13 protein-coding genes and 1 riboswitch are annotated in these 15,515 nt (G+C 42.0%); of the genes, 7 read left to right on the top strand and 6 right to left on the bottom strand.

Features of this window, described 5'->3' with window-relative positions; all coding sequences use genetic code 11:
- The first annotated feature begins 230 nt into the window (after positions 1 to 230).
- The 3 genes from tolC (at position 231) to PR683_RS12915 (ending at position 3,892) form a co-directional block, all read left to right on the top strand.
- Complete coding sequence (tolC, locus tag PR683_RS12925) at positions 231 to 1,619, top strand: outer membrane channel protein TolC (protein WP_042851530.1); 1,389 nt, start codon at positions 231 to 233, stop codon at positions 1,617 to 1,619.
- A gap of 398 nt (positions 1,620 to 2,017) precedes the next feature.
- Positions 2,018 to 2,722: a DUF1190 family protein gene (locus tag PR683_RS12920; RefSeq protein WP_042851529.1), complete on the top strand. Its 705-nt coding sequence runs from the start codon at positions 2,018 to 2,020 to the stop codon at positions 2,720 to 2,722.
- Positions 2,723 to 2,728: 6 nt separating this feature from the next.
- Complete coding sequence (locus tag PR683_RS12915; RefSeq protein WP_272517663.1) at positions 2,729 to 3,892, top strand: glutathionylspermidine synthase family protein; 1,164 nt, start codon at positions 2,729 to 2,731, stop codon at positions 3,890 to 3,892.
- Positions 3,893 to 3,974: 82 nt separating this feature from the next.
- Here PR683_RS12915 and ygiD read toward each other — a convergent pair whose 3' ends face one another.
- Positions 3,975 to 4,778 (bottom strand): 4,5-DOPA dioxygenase extradiol, encoded by an 804-nt coding sequence (ygiD, locus tag PR683_RS12910; protein WP_004908585.1) that lies wholly within the window; start codon positions 4,776 to 4,778, stop codon positions 3,975 to 3,977.
- A gap of 255 nt (positions 4,779 to 5,033) precedes the next feature.
- The gene (gene ribB, locus PR683_RS12905) at positions 5,034 to 5,687 is read right to left on the bottom strand and encodes a 3,4-dihydroxy-2-butanone-4-phosphate synthase (RefSeq protein ID WP_004908582.1); all 654 of its coding nucleotides are present in this window, start codon (positions 5,685 to 5,687) and stop codon (positions 5,034 to 5,036) included.
- Between the two features lie 158 nt (positions 5,688 to 5,845).
- Positions 5,846 to 5,997, bottom strand: a riboswitch (FMN riboswitch).
- 258 nt (positions 5,998 to 6,255) lie between these two features.
- On the opposite strand from ribB, the gene ubiK reads away from it, so the two are divergent.
- Entirely contained in the window at positions 6,256 to 6,522 is a 267-nt protein-coding gene (gene ubiK, locus PR683_RS12900) for a ubiquinone biosynthesis accessory factor UbiK (RefSeq protein ID WP_004257742.1), read from the top strand.
- A 113-nt stretch (positions 6,523 to 6,635) separates the two neighbouring features.
- On the opposite strand, the gene hldE is transcribed toward ubiK, so the two are convergent.
- The 3 genes from hldE to PR683_RS12885 all read right to left on the bottom strand — a co-directional run bounded on the left by hldE (position 6,636) and on the right by PR683_RS12885 (position 11,977).
- Positions 6,636 to 8,063, bottom strand: coding sequence for a bifunctional D-glycero-beta-D-manno-heptose-7-phosphate kinase/D-glycero-beta-D-manno-heptose 1-phosphate adenylyltransferase HldE (gene hldE / locus PR683_RS12895; protein WP_004908578.1), 1,428 nt, complete (start codon positions 8,061 to 8,063; stop codon positions 6,636 to 6,638).
- A 92-nt stretch (positions 8,064 to 8,155) separates the two neighbouring features.
- Positions 8,156 to 11,002 carry a bifunctional [glutamate--ammonia ligase]-adenylyl-L-tyrosine phosphorylase/[glutamate--ammonia-ligase] adenylyltransferase gene (gene glnE / locus PR683_RS12890; RefSeq protein ID WP_117162529.1) on the bottom strand — a complete coding sequence of 949 codons (2,847 nt, stop codon included), beginning with the start codon at positions 11,000 to 11,002 and terminating at the stop codon, positions 8,156 to 8,158.
- Between the two features lie 12 nt (positions 11,003 to 11,014).
- A complete protein-coding gene (locus PR683_RS12885) occupies positions 11,015 to 11,977 on the bottom strand; it encodes a CYTH domain-containing protein (RefSeq protein WP_117162530.1) in 963 nt (320 codons plus the stop codon).
- A gap of 280 nt (positions 11,978 to 12,257) precedes the next feature.
- On the opposite strand from PR683_RS12885, the gene PR683_RS12880 reads away from it, so the two are divergent.
- The gene (locus tag PR683_RS12880; protein ID WP_036958005.1) at positions 12,258 to 12,872 is read left to right on the top strand and encodes a TIGR04211 family SH3 domain-containing protein; all 615 of its coding nucleotides are present in this window, start codon (positions 12,258 to 12,260) and stop codon (positions 12,870 to 12,872) included.
- A gap of 14 nt (positions 12,873 to 12,886) precedes the next feature.
- Entirely contained in the window at positions 12,887 to 14,131 is a 1,245-nt protein-coding gene (locus PR683_RS12875; RefSeq protein ID WP_272581809.1) for a multifunctional CCA addition/repair protein, read from the top strand.
- Between the two features lie 39 nt (positions 14,132 to 14,170).
- Here PR683_RS12875 and folB read toward each other — a convergent pair whose 3' ends face one another.
- Positions 14,171 to 14,530, bottom strand: a complete 360-nt coding sequence (folB, locus tag PR683_RS12870) for a bifunctional dihydroneopterin aldolase/7,8-dihydroneopterin epimerase (RefSeq protein ID WP_004908569.1) — start codon at positions 14,528 to 14,530, stop codon at positions 14,171 to 14,173.
- 108 nt (positions 14,531 to 14,638) lie between these two features.
- Here folB and plsY point away from each other — a divergent pair, with 108 nt between their 5' ends.
- Positions 14,639 to 15,295, top strand: coding sequence for a glycerol-3-phosphate 1-O-acyltransferase PlsY (gene plsY / locus PR683_RS12865; RefSeq protein ID WP_004908566.1), 657 nt, complete (start codon positions 14,639 to 14,641; stop codon positions 15,293 to 15,295).
- Positions 15,296 to 15,515 lie beyond the last annotated feature (220 nt).

Here is a 15,515-nt window from a genome sequence, read left to right as displayed (position 1 = left end):
TCAGATGAGGTAATGTTTAATAAATTGAGACAAAATGGCACAAAAGGCTACCGTTAATAGAAGTGATACTCTGTTACAATAAGCGCCATTATTCAAATCTAAGAGCAACGTAGTGTCTGTTTTTAATAACTGTCTCTAAAACGGATAATTTAATATCTATCGCCTAGTTAGGCATGGTACGTTTTAGGCAACAGACTCAACTTAATTTGCTGTTTAATCAAGGAATCAAAATGAAGAAACTGCTTCCCCTTTTAATTTCGATGAGTTTTGTGGGTCTCAGTACCAATAGCTACGCAGAAGATTTACTACAGGTTTACCAAAAATCCAAAGAAAGTAACCCTGAGTTAAGAAAATCATTAGCAGAACGTAATCAAGCTTTTGAAAAAATTAATGAATCTCGTAGCCCATTATTGCCACAATTAGGTTTAGGTGCAGGAGCTAGCTACGGAAGCGGTTACCGTGATGCAAGAAACACTGAAAGCACAGGTTTAAATGCTTCACTGAAACTAACCCAAGTTGTGTTTGATATGTCTAAATGGCGTCAATTAACTATCCAAGAAAAAACAGCGGGTATTTCTGATGTCACTTACCAAACAAGTCAGCAGCAATTAATTTTAGATACTGCAATTGCGTATTTTAACGTATTAAAAGCGATTGACGCGTTATCTTATATTGAAGCGAATAAAGAAGCTGTTTATCGCCAATTAGACCAAGTGACACAACGCTTTAACGTTGGTCTTGTTGCTATTACTGACGTGCAAAACGCCCGTGCAAACTATGATAGCGTTATAGCACAAGAAGTTGCAGGCCGTAACGAGTTAGAAAATGCGATTGAAAAATTGCGTCAAGTCAGCGGCGTGTACTATAACCAACTTGCCTCTTTAAATATCGACCGTTTTAAAACCAATGAACTGGGCGATATCAACGCTATCTTAAAAGAAGCGGAAGAGCGTAACCTCAGCCTGTTAAGCGCACGTTTAGCACAAGACGTTTCTCGTGAAAACATCCGTTTAGCGGAAACAGGTCACATGCCAACGGTTAGCCTTGATGCCTCAACATCAGTCACAAATAGTTACCAACACGGCAGTGGTTATAATACTCCATATGGCGGTAGTGCGAGCAATAGCTACAACGGCCAAAATAGCATTGGCTTAAATTTAAGCATTCCACTGTATAGTGGTGGTGCAGTAAGTTCTCAGGTCGAACAAGCACAATATGGTTTCCAAGGTGCTAGTGAGCAACTAGAAAGCGTTTATCGCAATGTGGTTCAGTTAGTTCGCTCATCATTTAATAACGTAGCATCGTCAATCAGTAGTATTAATGCTTACAAACAAGTTGTTGTTTCCGCACAAAGCTCATTAGATGCGATGGAAGCAGGCTACCAAGTAGGAACACGTACCATTGTTGACGTATTGACAGCAACAACAGCGCTATACCAAGCGAAGCAGAATCTGTCTAATGCGCGTTATGACTACATGATTAACCAACTGAATATCGAATTTGCTCGCGGCACATTGAACGAAGACGATATTGCACGCCTGAATGCGAATTTAGGTAAAGAGATTTCAACCTCTGCAAGTAGTATTATCCGTAATACCAATGCGCCAAAAATGAACTAAAATATTTAGCTCATGTGAAAATGACATAATGACCCGCTTACATAGCGGGTTATTTTTTGAGGGTAATCCTGCAAACTACTTAGAATTGCTAATTTGTACTAATTAAACCGTTTATAACGCCTTTTCATTAGCCACGGGCACAAATTCAGTGAATTCTCACTCTTATTACTACGCATTAGAGCAAAAAACAACCTACATCTAATATATTGATATAAAATAAAAATATTATTTTCTCTTCAAGAAACGCCATGCTAATTAGGGAAAAATAGCAGAAAGTTATCAAAATGATAAATTCAGCTCATTTCTCCTATATTTCTGCTTTAATTTTCAGCGTTTATCCCCTATCCTAGAGCTAACATCTAAAAACATCTTACTTAATTTAATTCAGGGTAATTACCATGACCATGAAGCGTACCAAAAATATTAACCAGAGCGCCTTCCGTAAGTCTTGGCGTTCATACCGTTTAGCACCTGTGGCTGTTGCGGTCAGTGCTGTATTTATGCTTTCCGCTTGTGAAGAAAGCGATGAAACCGTATCACTGTACACCAATGCGCAAGATTGTAGCCAAGCGAACCCATCGCAAGCAGAACAGTGCACCATCGCCTACAATAATGCTCTACAAGAAGCGGCTAAAACTGCACCTAAATATGAAACTCAAGCTGACTGCATTGCTGAGTTTGGTGAATCAATGTGTACTCAAGCTCCAGCTCAAGCAGGTCTTGCAGGCACTAGTTCAACCAATGGTGAACAAACGGCCCAAGCACAAAGCAGCGGTGGTAGCATGTGGATGCCATTAATGATGGGTTATATGATGGGCCGTATGATGGGCGGTAGCGCTGCATCACAACCATTATTCAGCTCAAAAAACCCAGCTAGCCCAGCCAACGGTAAGTTTGTGGATGCATCAGGTAAAAGCTATGGCCCTGCAGTTGCAGGTGGTCGTTCAATGAGCGTACCGAAAACAGCCATGGCACCTAAACCACCAACAACTTCAACCGTTACCCGTGGTGGTTTTGGTGACACCGTAAATAAACAAGCGATGGCACAACGTTCATCTTCTTCTGCAAAATCAACCTCTTCTTCCCGTTCGATGGGTGGTTGATAAGTAATGAAACGAGTTCCTATAGTAGAGCGCCCAAACTGGCGCGAAAAAGCCTCTGAATTTGGCTTTGAATTTCATACTATGTATGGTGAGCCTTACTGGTCAGAAGATGCGTATTACCAATTCACTATGGCACAGATTGAAGAAATCGAAGATGCAACCGAGCAGTTGCATCAAATGTGCCTAAAAGTGGTTGAACGTGTTGTTGAAAGCGATGAGCTAATGGCACGTTTTCAGATCCCTAAGCATTGCTGGGAATTTGTTCGCAGTTCATGGAAAAGCGAACAACCTTCTTTATATTCCAGGCTTGACCTCGCTTACGATGGTATTAACCCACCTAAGCTATTGGAAAACAATGCGGATACTCCAACCTCATTATATGAGTCTGCATTTTTCCAATGGATCTGGCTAGAAGATCAAATTGAAGCAGGAAAACTCCCTGAAAACGCCGATCAATTTAATAGCATTCAAGAGCAATTGATCGAGCGCTTTACGCAATTAAAAGATCAGTATGGTTTCCGTTTGTTGCATATGTCTTGTTGCCGTGATACAGAAGAAGATCGCGGTACCGTTCAATATTTACAAGACTGTGCAAATGAAGCCGGTATTGCCACTGAATTCTTATATATCGATGAAATTGGTCTAGGTGAAAAAGGTGAATTTTCGGATACACAAGATCAGGTGATTAGTAACCTGTTCAAGCTATATCCGTGGGAATTTATGCTAAGAGAAATTTTCTCGACTAAATTGCAAGATGCTGGTGTACGCTGGTTAGAACCTGCATGGAAGAGCATCATTTCTAATAAAGCTTTATTGCCAATGTTATGGGAAATGTTCCCAGATCACCCAAATTTACTGCCTGCTTATTTTGCAGATGGCAAAACCCAACCAGAACTCGAAAAATACGTTATTAAGCCCCTATTCTCTCGCGAAGGTGCTAATATCCGTATTATCGAAAACGGTAAAGAAATTGCAGCCGCGGATGGCCCATACGGCGAAGAAGGCATGATTATTCAACAGTTCCACCCACTTCCACAATTTGAAGGTAATTACACCTTAGTCGGAAGCTGGTTGGTGAATGATCAACCTGCGGGGATCTGTATTCGTGAAGATAACGAATTGATCACTCAAGATTTATCACGTTTTTACCCACATACGATCATCGGCTAATCATACTTAAAGCTAAAAATGAAGCCCAAACATAGCAATATGATTTGGGCTTTTTTATGAAACAAAGCTATCGCAGAAAAATTTATCCTACCTGAATAGACAACATACTTAACGATGCTGACACAATTCCTTCAATCGGTGTACTAATCTCTTCTTGACCATCCCAAGTGCCTAAAATAGGTAAAATAGGCAAGTAATGTTCTGGTGATGGGTTCGACAATTTGCCATCCTCCCGTTCCAATCCGCTAGCTAGTGGATGTGGCGTTTCATGGCTTTTCAGATTGTCATACACAAATTTCTCAAAAGATATTGCCCACGGGTATGGCTCAGCATGTGAATTTTGCCAATTCATCGCTCGTAAATTGTGTACAACATTGCCACTCCCCATAATCAATACACCTTCATCCCTTAGAACGGATAGTTTTTTTCCAAGGTCATAGTGCCAAATAGCAGGCTTGCTACCATCGATACTCAATTGGATTACGGGGATATCGGCTTCTGGATACATACGTACCAAAATTTCCCACGTGCCATGGTCTAATCCCCACTCTTGTTCATCAAGGTAAATTGGCTCAGGGGCTAATAATGAGGCAACTTGCTGAGCTAATTCAGGAGAACCAGGGGCAGGATATTCGATTTGGTACAAGGCTTCAGGGAACCCACCAAAATCATGAATCGTTTTCGGTTTTAACATCGAAGTAACTGCGGTTCCACGCGTATACCAGTGGGCTGAAATCACTAAAATTGCACTTGGCCGAGGTAAAGCTTTACCGAGTTTCTCCCACGTTTGAGTATAAGGATTATCCTCAATCGCGTTCATGGGGCTACCATGACCAATAAAAATGGCAGGGATCTTATTTTTTACCACTGAAGTATTTAGCGACATGATGATTTCAACTCCAACTCAATTAGTTTCTTCCTACAGCATACGCTTTCCTGTCAAAAACACAGTGGGCTAATTATGAGTATGATCATCAAAAAAATTGAAAAGGCCACGAGGTGTGCAACTCAGTGGCCTTAATAACATTCTATATGCTTAACGTACTATCAATAATTTAAATAAATTAGCTTATTTTAGCCTATTAATATTTAAACTTATCAAAATCTCTATCTAGAGCTCTTCCTCAAAATATTATGAGGATCAGCTCGCTTTCTTCTCGACCTGAAGACGGTACTGCACTAAATCTTCAATTGTCACAACCGTCAAACCATGCTGCTTACCAAATGCTGCCACTTCTGGGGTGCGAGCCATAGAACCATCATCATTAGTCAACTCACACAGCACACCAGCAGGTTTGAAACCCGCTAGAGTTGCAAGGTCGATAGATGCTTCAGTGTGTCCACGACGCGCTAATACCCCACCATCACGTCCACGCAATGGGAAAACGTGGCCAGGGTGATTTAGGTCAGCAGGAACTGCATTATCAGCAATAGCAGCACGAATAGTGGTGATACGATCCGCCGCAGAAACCCCCGTAGTCACGCCTTTTGCCGCTTCGATGGTTACCGTAAAGCCAGTTTGGTTTTGGCTGGTGTTATTTTCCACCATCATTGGTAATTCGAGCTGCTTGCGACGTTCTTCAGTGATACAAAGACATACGATCCCACTGCTATAACGAATGGTAAATGCCATTTGTTCCGCAGTCATGGTTTCTGCAGCAAAAATTAAATCGCCTTCGTTCTCACGATCTTCATCATCAAGAACAAGAACACCCTTACCTTGGCGTAAAGCCTCGATAGCATTTTCAACACGCTCGATAGGATTACCGAATACAGAAAGTAGCGAATGATCCATGGTAAAAAACCTCTTAAATAGTTATTAACTAGTTACCAGAATCAAGGCAGTCTTAGGAATACGAGAAATGGTGAATATATAAATAGCCAACAACAGGCATTTACCTATTCAGGTATGCAGAACACTATTGTGCGTAACAGCACAAACATGCAGATACTGTTAATTCTCTCCCATCCGGACTATAACCGTCGGCCCCAGATTCACACTGGGTCTGCTGACCTTTACCACAAAATGGTAAAGCGCTCGCGGGCTTCATGCGTGATGCATGTTTACCGCCGGTGGGGACTTTCACCCCGCCCTGAGATATACGCAATTAATATAACGCCAATAATTCAAGTTCGCAACGATGATAATCAAAATTGGCGAATGACTCACACTTTTAGTCAAAAAACATGAATAAAAACTTAGAGTTATCACGGTTAATTTTACTACCTTAGACGAATAGCAAGCTGCTCTCGTCACAGATAATACAACGAGGCCTTTTTGCTAACTAATTCGAGCTAGCACAAGGCGAAAAGAGGTATTACACTACGCTTAATAATATCTTGATTAACTGAAGGACCCGCGAATGCTCGATCCGAAAAAAATTGAACAAGTTGCCCGCCAAATTCAAGGCGCTTTACCGCAAGGCGTACGTGATTTAGGTGAAGATTTTGATAAAAAACTGCGTTCACTGTTACAATCACAGCTCGGTAAATTAGACTTAGTCAGCCGTGAAGAATTTGATATTCAAACTCAAGTTTTATTACGTACCCGCGAAAAATTAGCGAAAATGGAACAACGCGTTAGCGCACTTGAAGCCCATTTAAATGTAGAAGAAAAGACAGCTGAGTAATTAAATTGAAAAAGTGACACCTCTTTAATTTTAGATAAATAAAAACCTCACGGCGTTTTTACATACCCACGTGAGGTTTTTAACTAACTAATTAATTAATTAATAATGATAAATTAACTCGTTTTCATAATATTTTTAATGATATTCGTTGTGGAAATACCATCTTCAAAGTTAAGGACTTTGACCTCGCCTCCCGCGGCCCACACTTCCGCACTGCCCGCTATCTCTTCAGGGCGGTAATCCCCCCCTTTAACTAAGATGTCTGGCAGCACTTCTGCGATTAAGCGTTGCGGAGTGTCTTCTTCAAAAGCCACAACCCAATCCACTGCCCCCAAAGCACCTAAAACGGTCATGCGTTGTTCTAATGGGTTGACTGGGCGTGTTTCACCTTTTAAGCGGCGTGTCGATGCATCGCTATTTACAGCTACAATCAGACGGTCTCCCAATTTACGTGCATTGGCTAAATACGACACATGCCCTGCATGAAGAATATCAAAACAACCATTCGTCATCACCACACGCTCACCGCGCTGTCTTGCATTCGCAACGGCTTGTTTCAATTCACTTTCGCTCATCACACCAAACCCGGTGTCAGCACGGCCACGAATGGCATTTTCCAATTCAATTGGCGAAACCGTGGAGGTTCCTAATTTACCCACGACCACGCCTGCTGCGGCATTAGCCAATGCGCAAGATTCATGTAATGGGCGGCCAGATGCAATAGACGCTGCAAGTACGCCGATTACGGTGTCCCCGGCTCCTGTTACGTCAAACACTTCTTGCGCCTGAGTCGGTAAATGCAATGGTGCTTCATCGCGACGAATTAAGCTCATACCTTGTTCTGAGCGCGTAATTAACAGTGCTTTAAGCTCCAATGACTGAAGCAGCTTCATGCCTTTTTCTTCAACGTCTTGATTGTTTTTACATGGCCCAACAATCGCTTCAAACTCAGACATGTTTGGCGTTAGTAATGTTGCCCCGCGGTAACGTTCGAAATTGTTGCCTTTCGGGTCAATCAAGACGGGAACATTGGCCTTGTTGGCAAGCGCTATCATCTTCTCGACATGAGTTAACGCCCCTTTCGCGTAATCAGATAACACCAGAGCACCAATATGAGGTAACGCCTGTTCAATGCGTTCCAACACAGGTGCGACATCAACATTGTCAAAACCTTCTTCAAAATCAAGACGGATAAGTTGCTGATTACGTGAAAGTACACGTAATTTAGTAATCGTTGGATGGGTTGGAATAGCGACAAAATCACAACGCACCTGCACCGCATTTAAGTTTTCAGTCAGTGCTTTTGCCGCGTCATCAATCCCAGTTAACCCGACAAGACGTGAATTTGCCCCTAACGAGGCAATGTTCATCGCGACGTTAGCTGCACCACCGGGACGCTCTTCTACCATCGTGACTTTAACGACCGGAACAGGGGCCTCTGGCGAAATACGGTTTGCAGGACCATGCCAATAACGGTCTAACATAACATCACCAACCACCAGCACACCGGCTTGTTTATAATCCGGAAGAGTTACTTTCATCCTGCACTCCAGTTTTAAAAAGGAAATCTGATAATAATTAGCAACAATACTAGCATATTGCGCTATTTAGCTAAATAAAATGCGTTTATTCCTTATTCCTCAAGCCATTTTTGCCAACTCGCTAAAACTTGTTCACGTTGTTGAGTAAATTGGGTCATTTCAACACGGCTTGGCAATGATTGTAATGCTAAGTGATGAAGTTCATTACGCATCGTAACATACGCTTGAGTTAAGGCATTTGCTTCATCTTCTGGCATAAAGCCATATTGCGCCATCAGCTCGAAAATACGCACATTATCGGACCAACGCGTTAACACATTATTTTCTGTGGCAAAACGCAAAACTAAGTATTGTGCGATAAATTCAATATCAGTGATCCCACCGGGATCGGCTTTTAAATCGAACTCATTGGCTTGATGGCTTCCTAAGTGCTGATGCATTTTCAAGCGCATATCACGCACTTGCTGCTGCAAGGTGTGAGGGTCTCTTGGCATACACAGAGTTTCGTGGCGAGTCTGTATAAATTGCCGTTGTAAATCCTCATCACCAAATACCATTCGGGCTCGTATGAGCGCTTGATGCTCCCATGTCCAAGCATCATTTTTTTGGTAATCATCAAATGATTGTATCGTACTGACTAACATACCTGACTCACCGGAAGGCCTGAGCCGCGCATCAACTTCATACAACACGCCTGAAGGTGTTCGAGTACTAAACAAATGGATAATACGCTGAGCAACACGTAAGTAAAATTGGCGTGCATCAATGGAGCGTTCGCCATTGGTAACCACATCTAAAGGGCAATCGAAAAGAAAAACGAGATCTAAGTCAGAGCCATAACCCAATTCCCAGCCGCCTAGCTTTCCATAACCTAATACCGCAAACCCATATTGTTTTTTGTCACTTTGCGCTAGATGTGCTGGCTCACCATAACGTTTTACCATTTTTTGCCATGCTTGGTGTACCACCGCATCAATAATCGCCTCTGCAAGGTAAGTCAGATGATCACTAACTTTCATTACGGGTAAAACACCTGAAATATCTTCAGCAGCGATACGCAATAACTGGGCTTGTTTGAATTGACGTAATGCTTCCAGTTGTTGTTCTTCGTCATCTTCAGGAACGCGCATTAAATATTGGCGCAATTCATCACGGTAAGCGGTTAGTGGTAGAGGTTGGTATAACGATTGAGGGTCGAGCAACTCATCAAGTAACAATGGGTGACGGGCTAACTGCTCTGCTATCATTGGTGAAGCCGCACATAGGCGAATAACGTGCGTCAAAACCTCGTCAAATTCAAGCATTAACTCGAGGTAAGTTGTGCGGCTAACAATGCTCAATAACAGTGGTGTGATACGTTCAATGACTTGCCCTGCATCATCGCGCTCACCGACTTTTGCCAATAATTTAGGCATTAATTCATCAAGTACATCCCGTCCACGAGGGCCAATTGTGCGTTTATTGAGGTCATGACGGAACATCACTATGCCGTGGATAATACGTTGTGCAATCTCTTCATTTTTAGACGGCAAATAGGTGGCTAATTCTTCTTTTGACAATTCACTTTGCCATAATGTGATGTAGATTTCATCAAATGCATCAGTGTTCTCGGTGTCATCTTCCTGGCCTATTTGCTCAGTAAATATTTGATGCACTGCCGACATTTTCTGATTCAAAACCTGATAAAATGCAGGCCAATCAGCAAAACCCATTCCCCACGCTAAACGCGCTTGGTTTAAAGCCTCTTCAGGGAGCGTTTGTGTCTGTTGGTCATCAATACTTTGCAGTAAATTTTCGGCTCTACGCAAGAAAAGGTAGCTATTTTGCAGAATATTAACTTGATCTTCGGTTAATAATGCGAGTTCTCGGATACCTTGTAGCGTTGAAAATAAGGATTGTGACTGTAAAACAGGTTCCCGTCCCCCTCTAATTAACTGGAAAACCTGTGAAACAAATTCAACTTCACGAATACCTCCAGCCCCTAATTTGATGTTATTGACCAAACCACGGCGCCGAACCTCCCGCTCAATCATATTTTTCATATTGCGTAAGGATTGGATCACGCTAAAGTCAATATAGCGGCGATAAACGAAAGGACGCAAAAGTTTTCGTAAACACTCCTCATAATGGAGGCTATCAGCGCCCATAATACGAGCTTTAACCATCGCATAGCGTTCCCAATCACGCCCTTGTTCTTGGTAATAATCCTCAAGCGCGGAAAAGCTAAAAACCAGCGGCCCGCTATCACCAAATGGCCGCAAACGCATATCGACCCGATAGACAAAACCATACTCAGTCACTTGGTCGAGTACGCGAATTAATTTTTGCCCTAAACGGGTAAAAAATTGCGCGTTATCTAACTCTTTTCTGCCACCTTGAGTAACTCCATTTTCTGGGTATGCAAAAATCAGATCAATATCTGAAGAAAAATTGAGCTCTCTGCCCCCTAATTTCCCCATTCCTAAAATCAATAGCGGCTGAGGCTTGCCTTCTGCATTACAAGGCGTTCCCCATGACTGACGATATTCTTGATACAACCAGTCTCGCGCCGCAACAACCAAGGTTTCTGCCAATACACTGAGCTGATAAATCGTTTCTTTTTGCGTGCTTATTTCCAGTACTTGCATCCAGGCGCAGCGCACTAACATATGATGACGAAATGAGCGTAACACTTGCATCAAGTGATCTTCGTTGCTAACAGATAACAAGTCTTGAGCTAACCATGACGCATAACTTTTCCATTCATCGGCTTTGGGTGGTTGAGCGCGAATTTCAAGTAAAAACCGTGAATGTGCCAATACCTGCTTTAACACAAAATCACTAAAGGTAAGCACTTGAATTTCTTGTTCATTTAACGGTAATAATTCATTCGCTTGTTCTGCTAATTGTCTTAAAACGCGTTCACCTTGGCTTTGCAATAATTCAGGAAAAGCATGCATGTTATCAGTACCTTAATGGGCTTCTTGATAAGTTAAAGCACTTAACCATTGGATAAAGGCTAATTTACATTTTAACCACTGGCTGCTATAGCAAAAATCCTCAGCACTAACCGCTTCATTGGCAATATCCGAACGTAATTGCTCTAGCGGAGTGTCATGAATAAAGTGAGGCGCTGAATTTTGGTAATGGACTAAAAATGCCTGAACAAAGCGTAAAAATTCACTAAAGCCTTGGCGTGCATTGCTGCCATTGGCTAACCAATAAGCTTCATGCTGCTGGCAAAGTAATTGCATATGAGTTAATGACTTTTCGAGAGGTTGCTCTTCATAGTCAAACAACGAATCTGGGCGAGTTAATGGTTCTTTTAGCGGCGATAACAATGAATATCCGCGCGCAGCTTTGCTAAGTGATGACAAATGCAGACCATCGATATCTGCAAATTTCTTTGCTAAATTAAGTACATCAGCAATAAAGCCTTTTTTAAGCTCTAATTCAAACTCTTGAATAGGCAAATCCTTTGCGCCTGAGGAAATTTCGCCTTGGTCAAAAACTACTTCTATTTCGCTATCTTCAAAAGTCACTAACCATTTTTCACGGGTAAAATTGGTGCTAAAGAGGATATTTAATTCAGACTGAAGCTGAGAAATATCAGTTCCTTCGGGCCAAATTTCAGCGGGTAATGCCGCTAAATCAAGTTCTGGCGAATCAATGTCAACATTATATTCAGGCCGTTGGTGTAAACCACCAATCGCCTGCCCAGCTGTTTTCATGGTCATTTCATAACGCCCATCACAACCTCGGATGCGTAAGCCCATATCCCACTGACGTAACTGCTTGTTTGCCGTATCAAAGTAGATATTAGTTAACTTTGTCGGCTCACTGTATTGGTGAGACAATGTCGATAAACACTGTCGTACAGCCTCTATTGCGGAACTCTTAGCAGCAAGTTTGAGTTCAACCTCTACGTGGCTCATACATATCCTTATTTAATTATTTCACTTCACTCATATTACCCCAATCGAGCTAAGCTGAGAAAAGAAACTGTATGGTAATCAAAAATTCTACCTGTCATATTTCTTTCAGTGAGTTATATTGAAAATAGAGTAAAAATAAGGGTAATTTAGACAGTTAGGATAGTTCTCATTCTCCTTTAGAGTGTAGAGACATCTGCGTTTAGGGTTTGCACCCATACACTTTACTCATTAATATTCAAATAATATAAAACTCACTCACCATCAAAAGACTGTAAATACCATGCGAAAAATTCCATTATTATTAATTTCAATCATGGGGCTAGGCCTTTCCTTAAATTCACACGCAGCAGAAAAACGTTATGTGTCAGATGATTTATCCACATACGTTCATAGTGGACCTGGCACAAAATATCGTATTGTAGGTACGCTCAATGCAGGGGAAGCGGTTGAATTGCTCTCCACAGATAACAAGTTCGCACAAGTCCGTGATGAAAAAGGCAGAACGGTCTGGTTACCTGTTGACCAACTCAGCAATACGCCAAGTATGAAAACCCGAATTCCAGAACTTGAAGCTGAGAACCAAAAATTACGCCAACAGCTCGACAATATTGACAGCACGTGGAATACACGAACGGCTGATATGCAGCAAAAAGTCGCTGATAATGACAATATCGTCAGCCAACTGAAGGCTGAAAATGAAAAATTAAAAAACGAGTTGATCAAGTCAGGTAAGAAACTCGAAATTGCAGAAGTTAACTTAGACGATCGCCGTCGCGAATTGATCTTACAATGGTTTATGTATGGTGGTGGTGTTGCTGGTGTTGGCTTAATTTTAGGCCTAATTTTACCGCACATTATTCCACGTCGTAAAAAACGTAATGACGGCTGGATGTAATTGAGGCCATTCGAATGAAAGTATATCTCGTGGGTGGAGCAGTACGTGACCAACTGCTTAGGCTGCCTATTTCAGACAGAGACTACGTGGTGGTTGGCGCAACCCCCGAGGCAATGCTATCGCAAGGTTTTCAACAAGTCGGAAAAGATTTTCCTGTTTTCTTGCACCCAAAAACCCATGAAGAATACGCTTTAGCCCGAACAGAACGTAAAATTGGTGCAGGCTATACCGGTTTTAGCTGCTATAGCGCACCGGATGTCACTATCGAAGATGACTTACTGCGTCGTGATTTGACGATTAATGCGATAGCTCAAGATGAGTCAGGTGAAATTATTGACCCATTCCACGGTGTCATTGATCTCGATAAGCGTATTTTACGCCATGTTTCCGATGCATTTTCTGAAGACCCTTTACGGGTTTTACGGGTTGCTCGTTTTGCCGCTCGCTACTTTGAGCATGGTTTTACTATCGCACCAGAAACACTCGCCTTGATGCAAACGATGGCCGCTACAGGGGAATTATCTCATCTCACCGCCGAGCGAGTTTGGACCGAAACAGAAAAAGCGCTGAAATCAAATTCCCCACAGGTGTATTTTGATGTCTTACGCCAATGCGGTGCTTTAGCTGTACTTTTTCCTGAAATTGATGCGCTATTTGGCGTTCCTGCCCCTGAAAAATGGCACCCTGAAATTGATACAGGTATCCACACTCTAATGGTAATGAAAGTGATTTCCCGCTTATCTAAGGATGTGGATATTCGCTTTGCCGCATTGTGCCATGATTTAGGCAAGGCTCTAACACCACCCGATATTTGGCCAAGCCATCCAAACCATGGTGAAGCAGGTATTCCATTAATAGAAACACTCTGTGTAAGATTAAAAGTACCAACCACGGCTCGTGACTTAGCTCGTCTAGCGGCACGATATCATGATAAAATCCATGTTATCAATAAATTACATGCTAATGATCTAATTGCGATTTTTGATGGACTTGATAGTTGGCGTAAACCAGAACGTGTTGAACAACTAAGTTTAATCAGTGAAGCGGATGCCAGAGGTCGGTTAGGTCTTGAACAACAGCCGTACCCACAAGGGGTATATTTCAGGCAAGCTTTTGCTATTGCGCAAGCTGTTGAAGTCAAACCTATTGTTGAGCAAGGGTTTAAAGGCCCTGAAATTCGTCAAGAACTCACTCGACAACGTATAGAAGCGGTCGGCAATTGGCAACAGAGACAAAAAATCATAGTTGTCGTTGCCTAATAGATACAAAACTGGCGGTTAAACACCGCCAGACAACATTTAAGCGGTTTTCGTGCCTCTTTCGATAACAACCCCAACTTGTTTAGCGCGTGCTACTGCCCCCGGTTTAGCCACTTTAATGCGAACCCATGGACTATCAAACTGTGTTAGCAATAATTGTGCAACTTCTTCGGCAACACGTTCAACTAAACCAAATTTATTATTCCCAACATGAGCAAGGATAGCTTGGCTAACTTTGGCATAATCTAAGCAATGTTCAACATTATCGCTCATAGACGCGCGTTTGTTATCCCATCCCATTTCGATATCGAGCACCAATTTCTGTTCAATATCTTGTTCCCAGTCATATACACCAATCGTGGTGATGACTGATAATTGCTCAATAAATACGATATCCATCACGTCATTTTCTCATTTATGTACTGAATTGATACCACTTCAGCAAAAATATGCGTATTATCCAAGACTGAAGTGAATTTATGGCCTTAACCGTTTTTGGAGCTAGCTATGAGTGCAACCGCGCTTGGCATGATAATCTTCGCCTATCTTTGCGGCTCAGTTTCGAGTGCGATACTGATCTGCCGTTTGGCGAGACTACCCGACCCCCGTCAACACGGCTCTGGTAACCCTGGTGCAACTAACGTATTACGTGTAGGCGGTAAAGCAGCCGCTGCCGGAGTACTCATTTGTGACGTATTAAAAGGGATGATCCCAGTTTGGCTTGCTTATTATTTAAATGTGCAACCATTCTATCTTGGCTTTGTTGCAATTGCAGCTTGTCTTGGGCACATATATCCCATTTTCTTTCGTTTCAAAGGCGGAAAAGGGGTAGCAACCGCATTTGGTTCAATTGCCGCTATTGGTTGGGATCTTTCTGGTTTAGTCGCAGGAACATGGTTACTGACGGTGTTACTTAGTGGTTATTCGTCACTAGGAGCGATTGTCAGCGCCTTACTTGCTCCCTTTTATGTTTGGTGGTTTAAACCTGAATTCACCTTTCCGGTCGCTATGCTATCTTGTTTAGTGTTAGTTCGCCATCACGGTAATATACAACGCCTTTGGCGTGGTCAAGAAAGTCGTATTTGGCAAAAGCTGAAAAATAAAAAACGAAAAACCAATAAAGAAATAGCCCAAGAAGCTAAAGAACAAGAACTCGATGACTAATGGTGACATTTGATTTTCTCTAAGAAGAGCTGATTTCAGCTCTTTTTTTATGTTACTTGCCTTGTTTAAAATTTCCCAAAAATCCTCATTGATAACAACAGCGTGATATCCCTCCTTAAAACTGTACTAGTAGTAATTTGTGCTACGTTACATTTTTGCCATAACTAGCGCACACTTTTAAAAAAAAGTTAAATTATTGCAAATTTATTACTAAGGAATA

Source organism: Providencia sp. PROV269 (assembly GCF_028477785.1).
GTDB lineage: Bacteria > Pseudomonadota > Gammaproteobacteria > Enterobacterales > Enterobacteriaceae > Providencia > Providencia rettgeri.
This window is presented reverse-complemented; position numbering and strand designations above follow the sequence as displayed.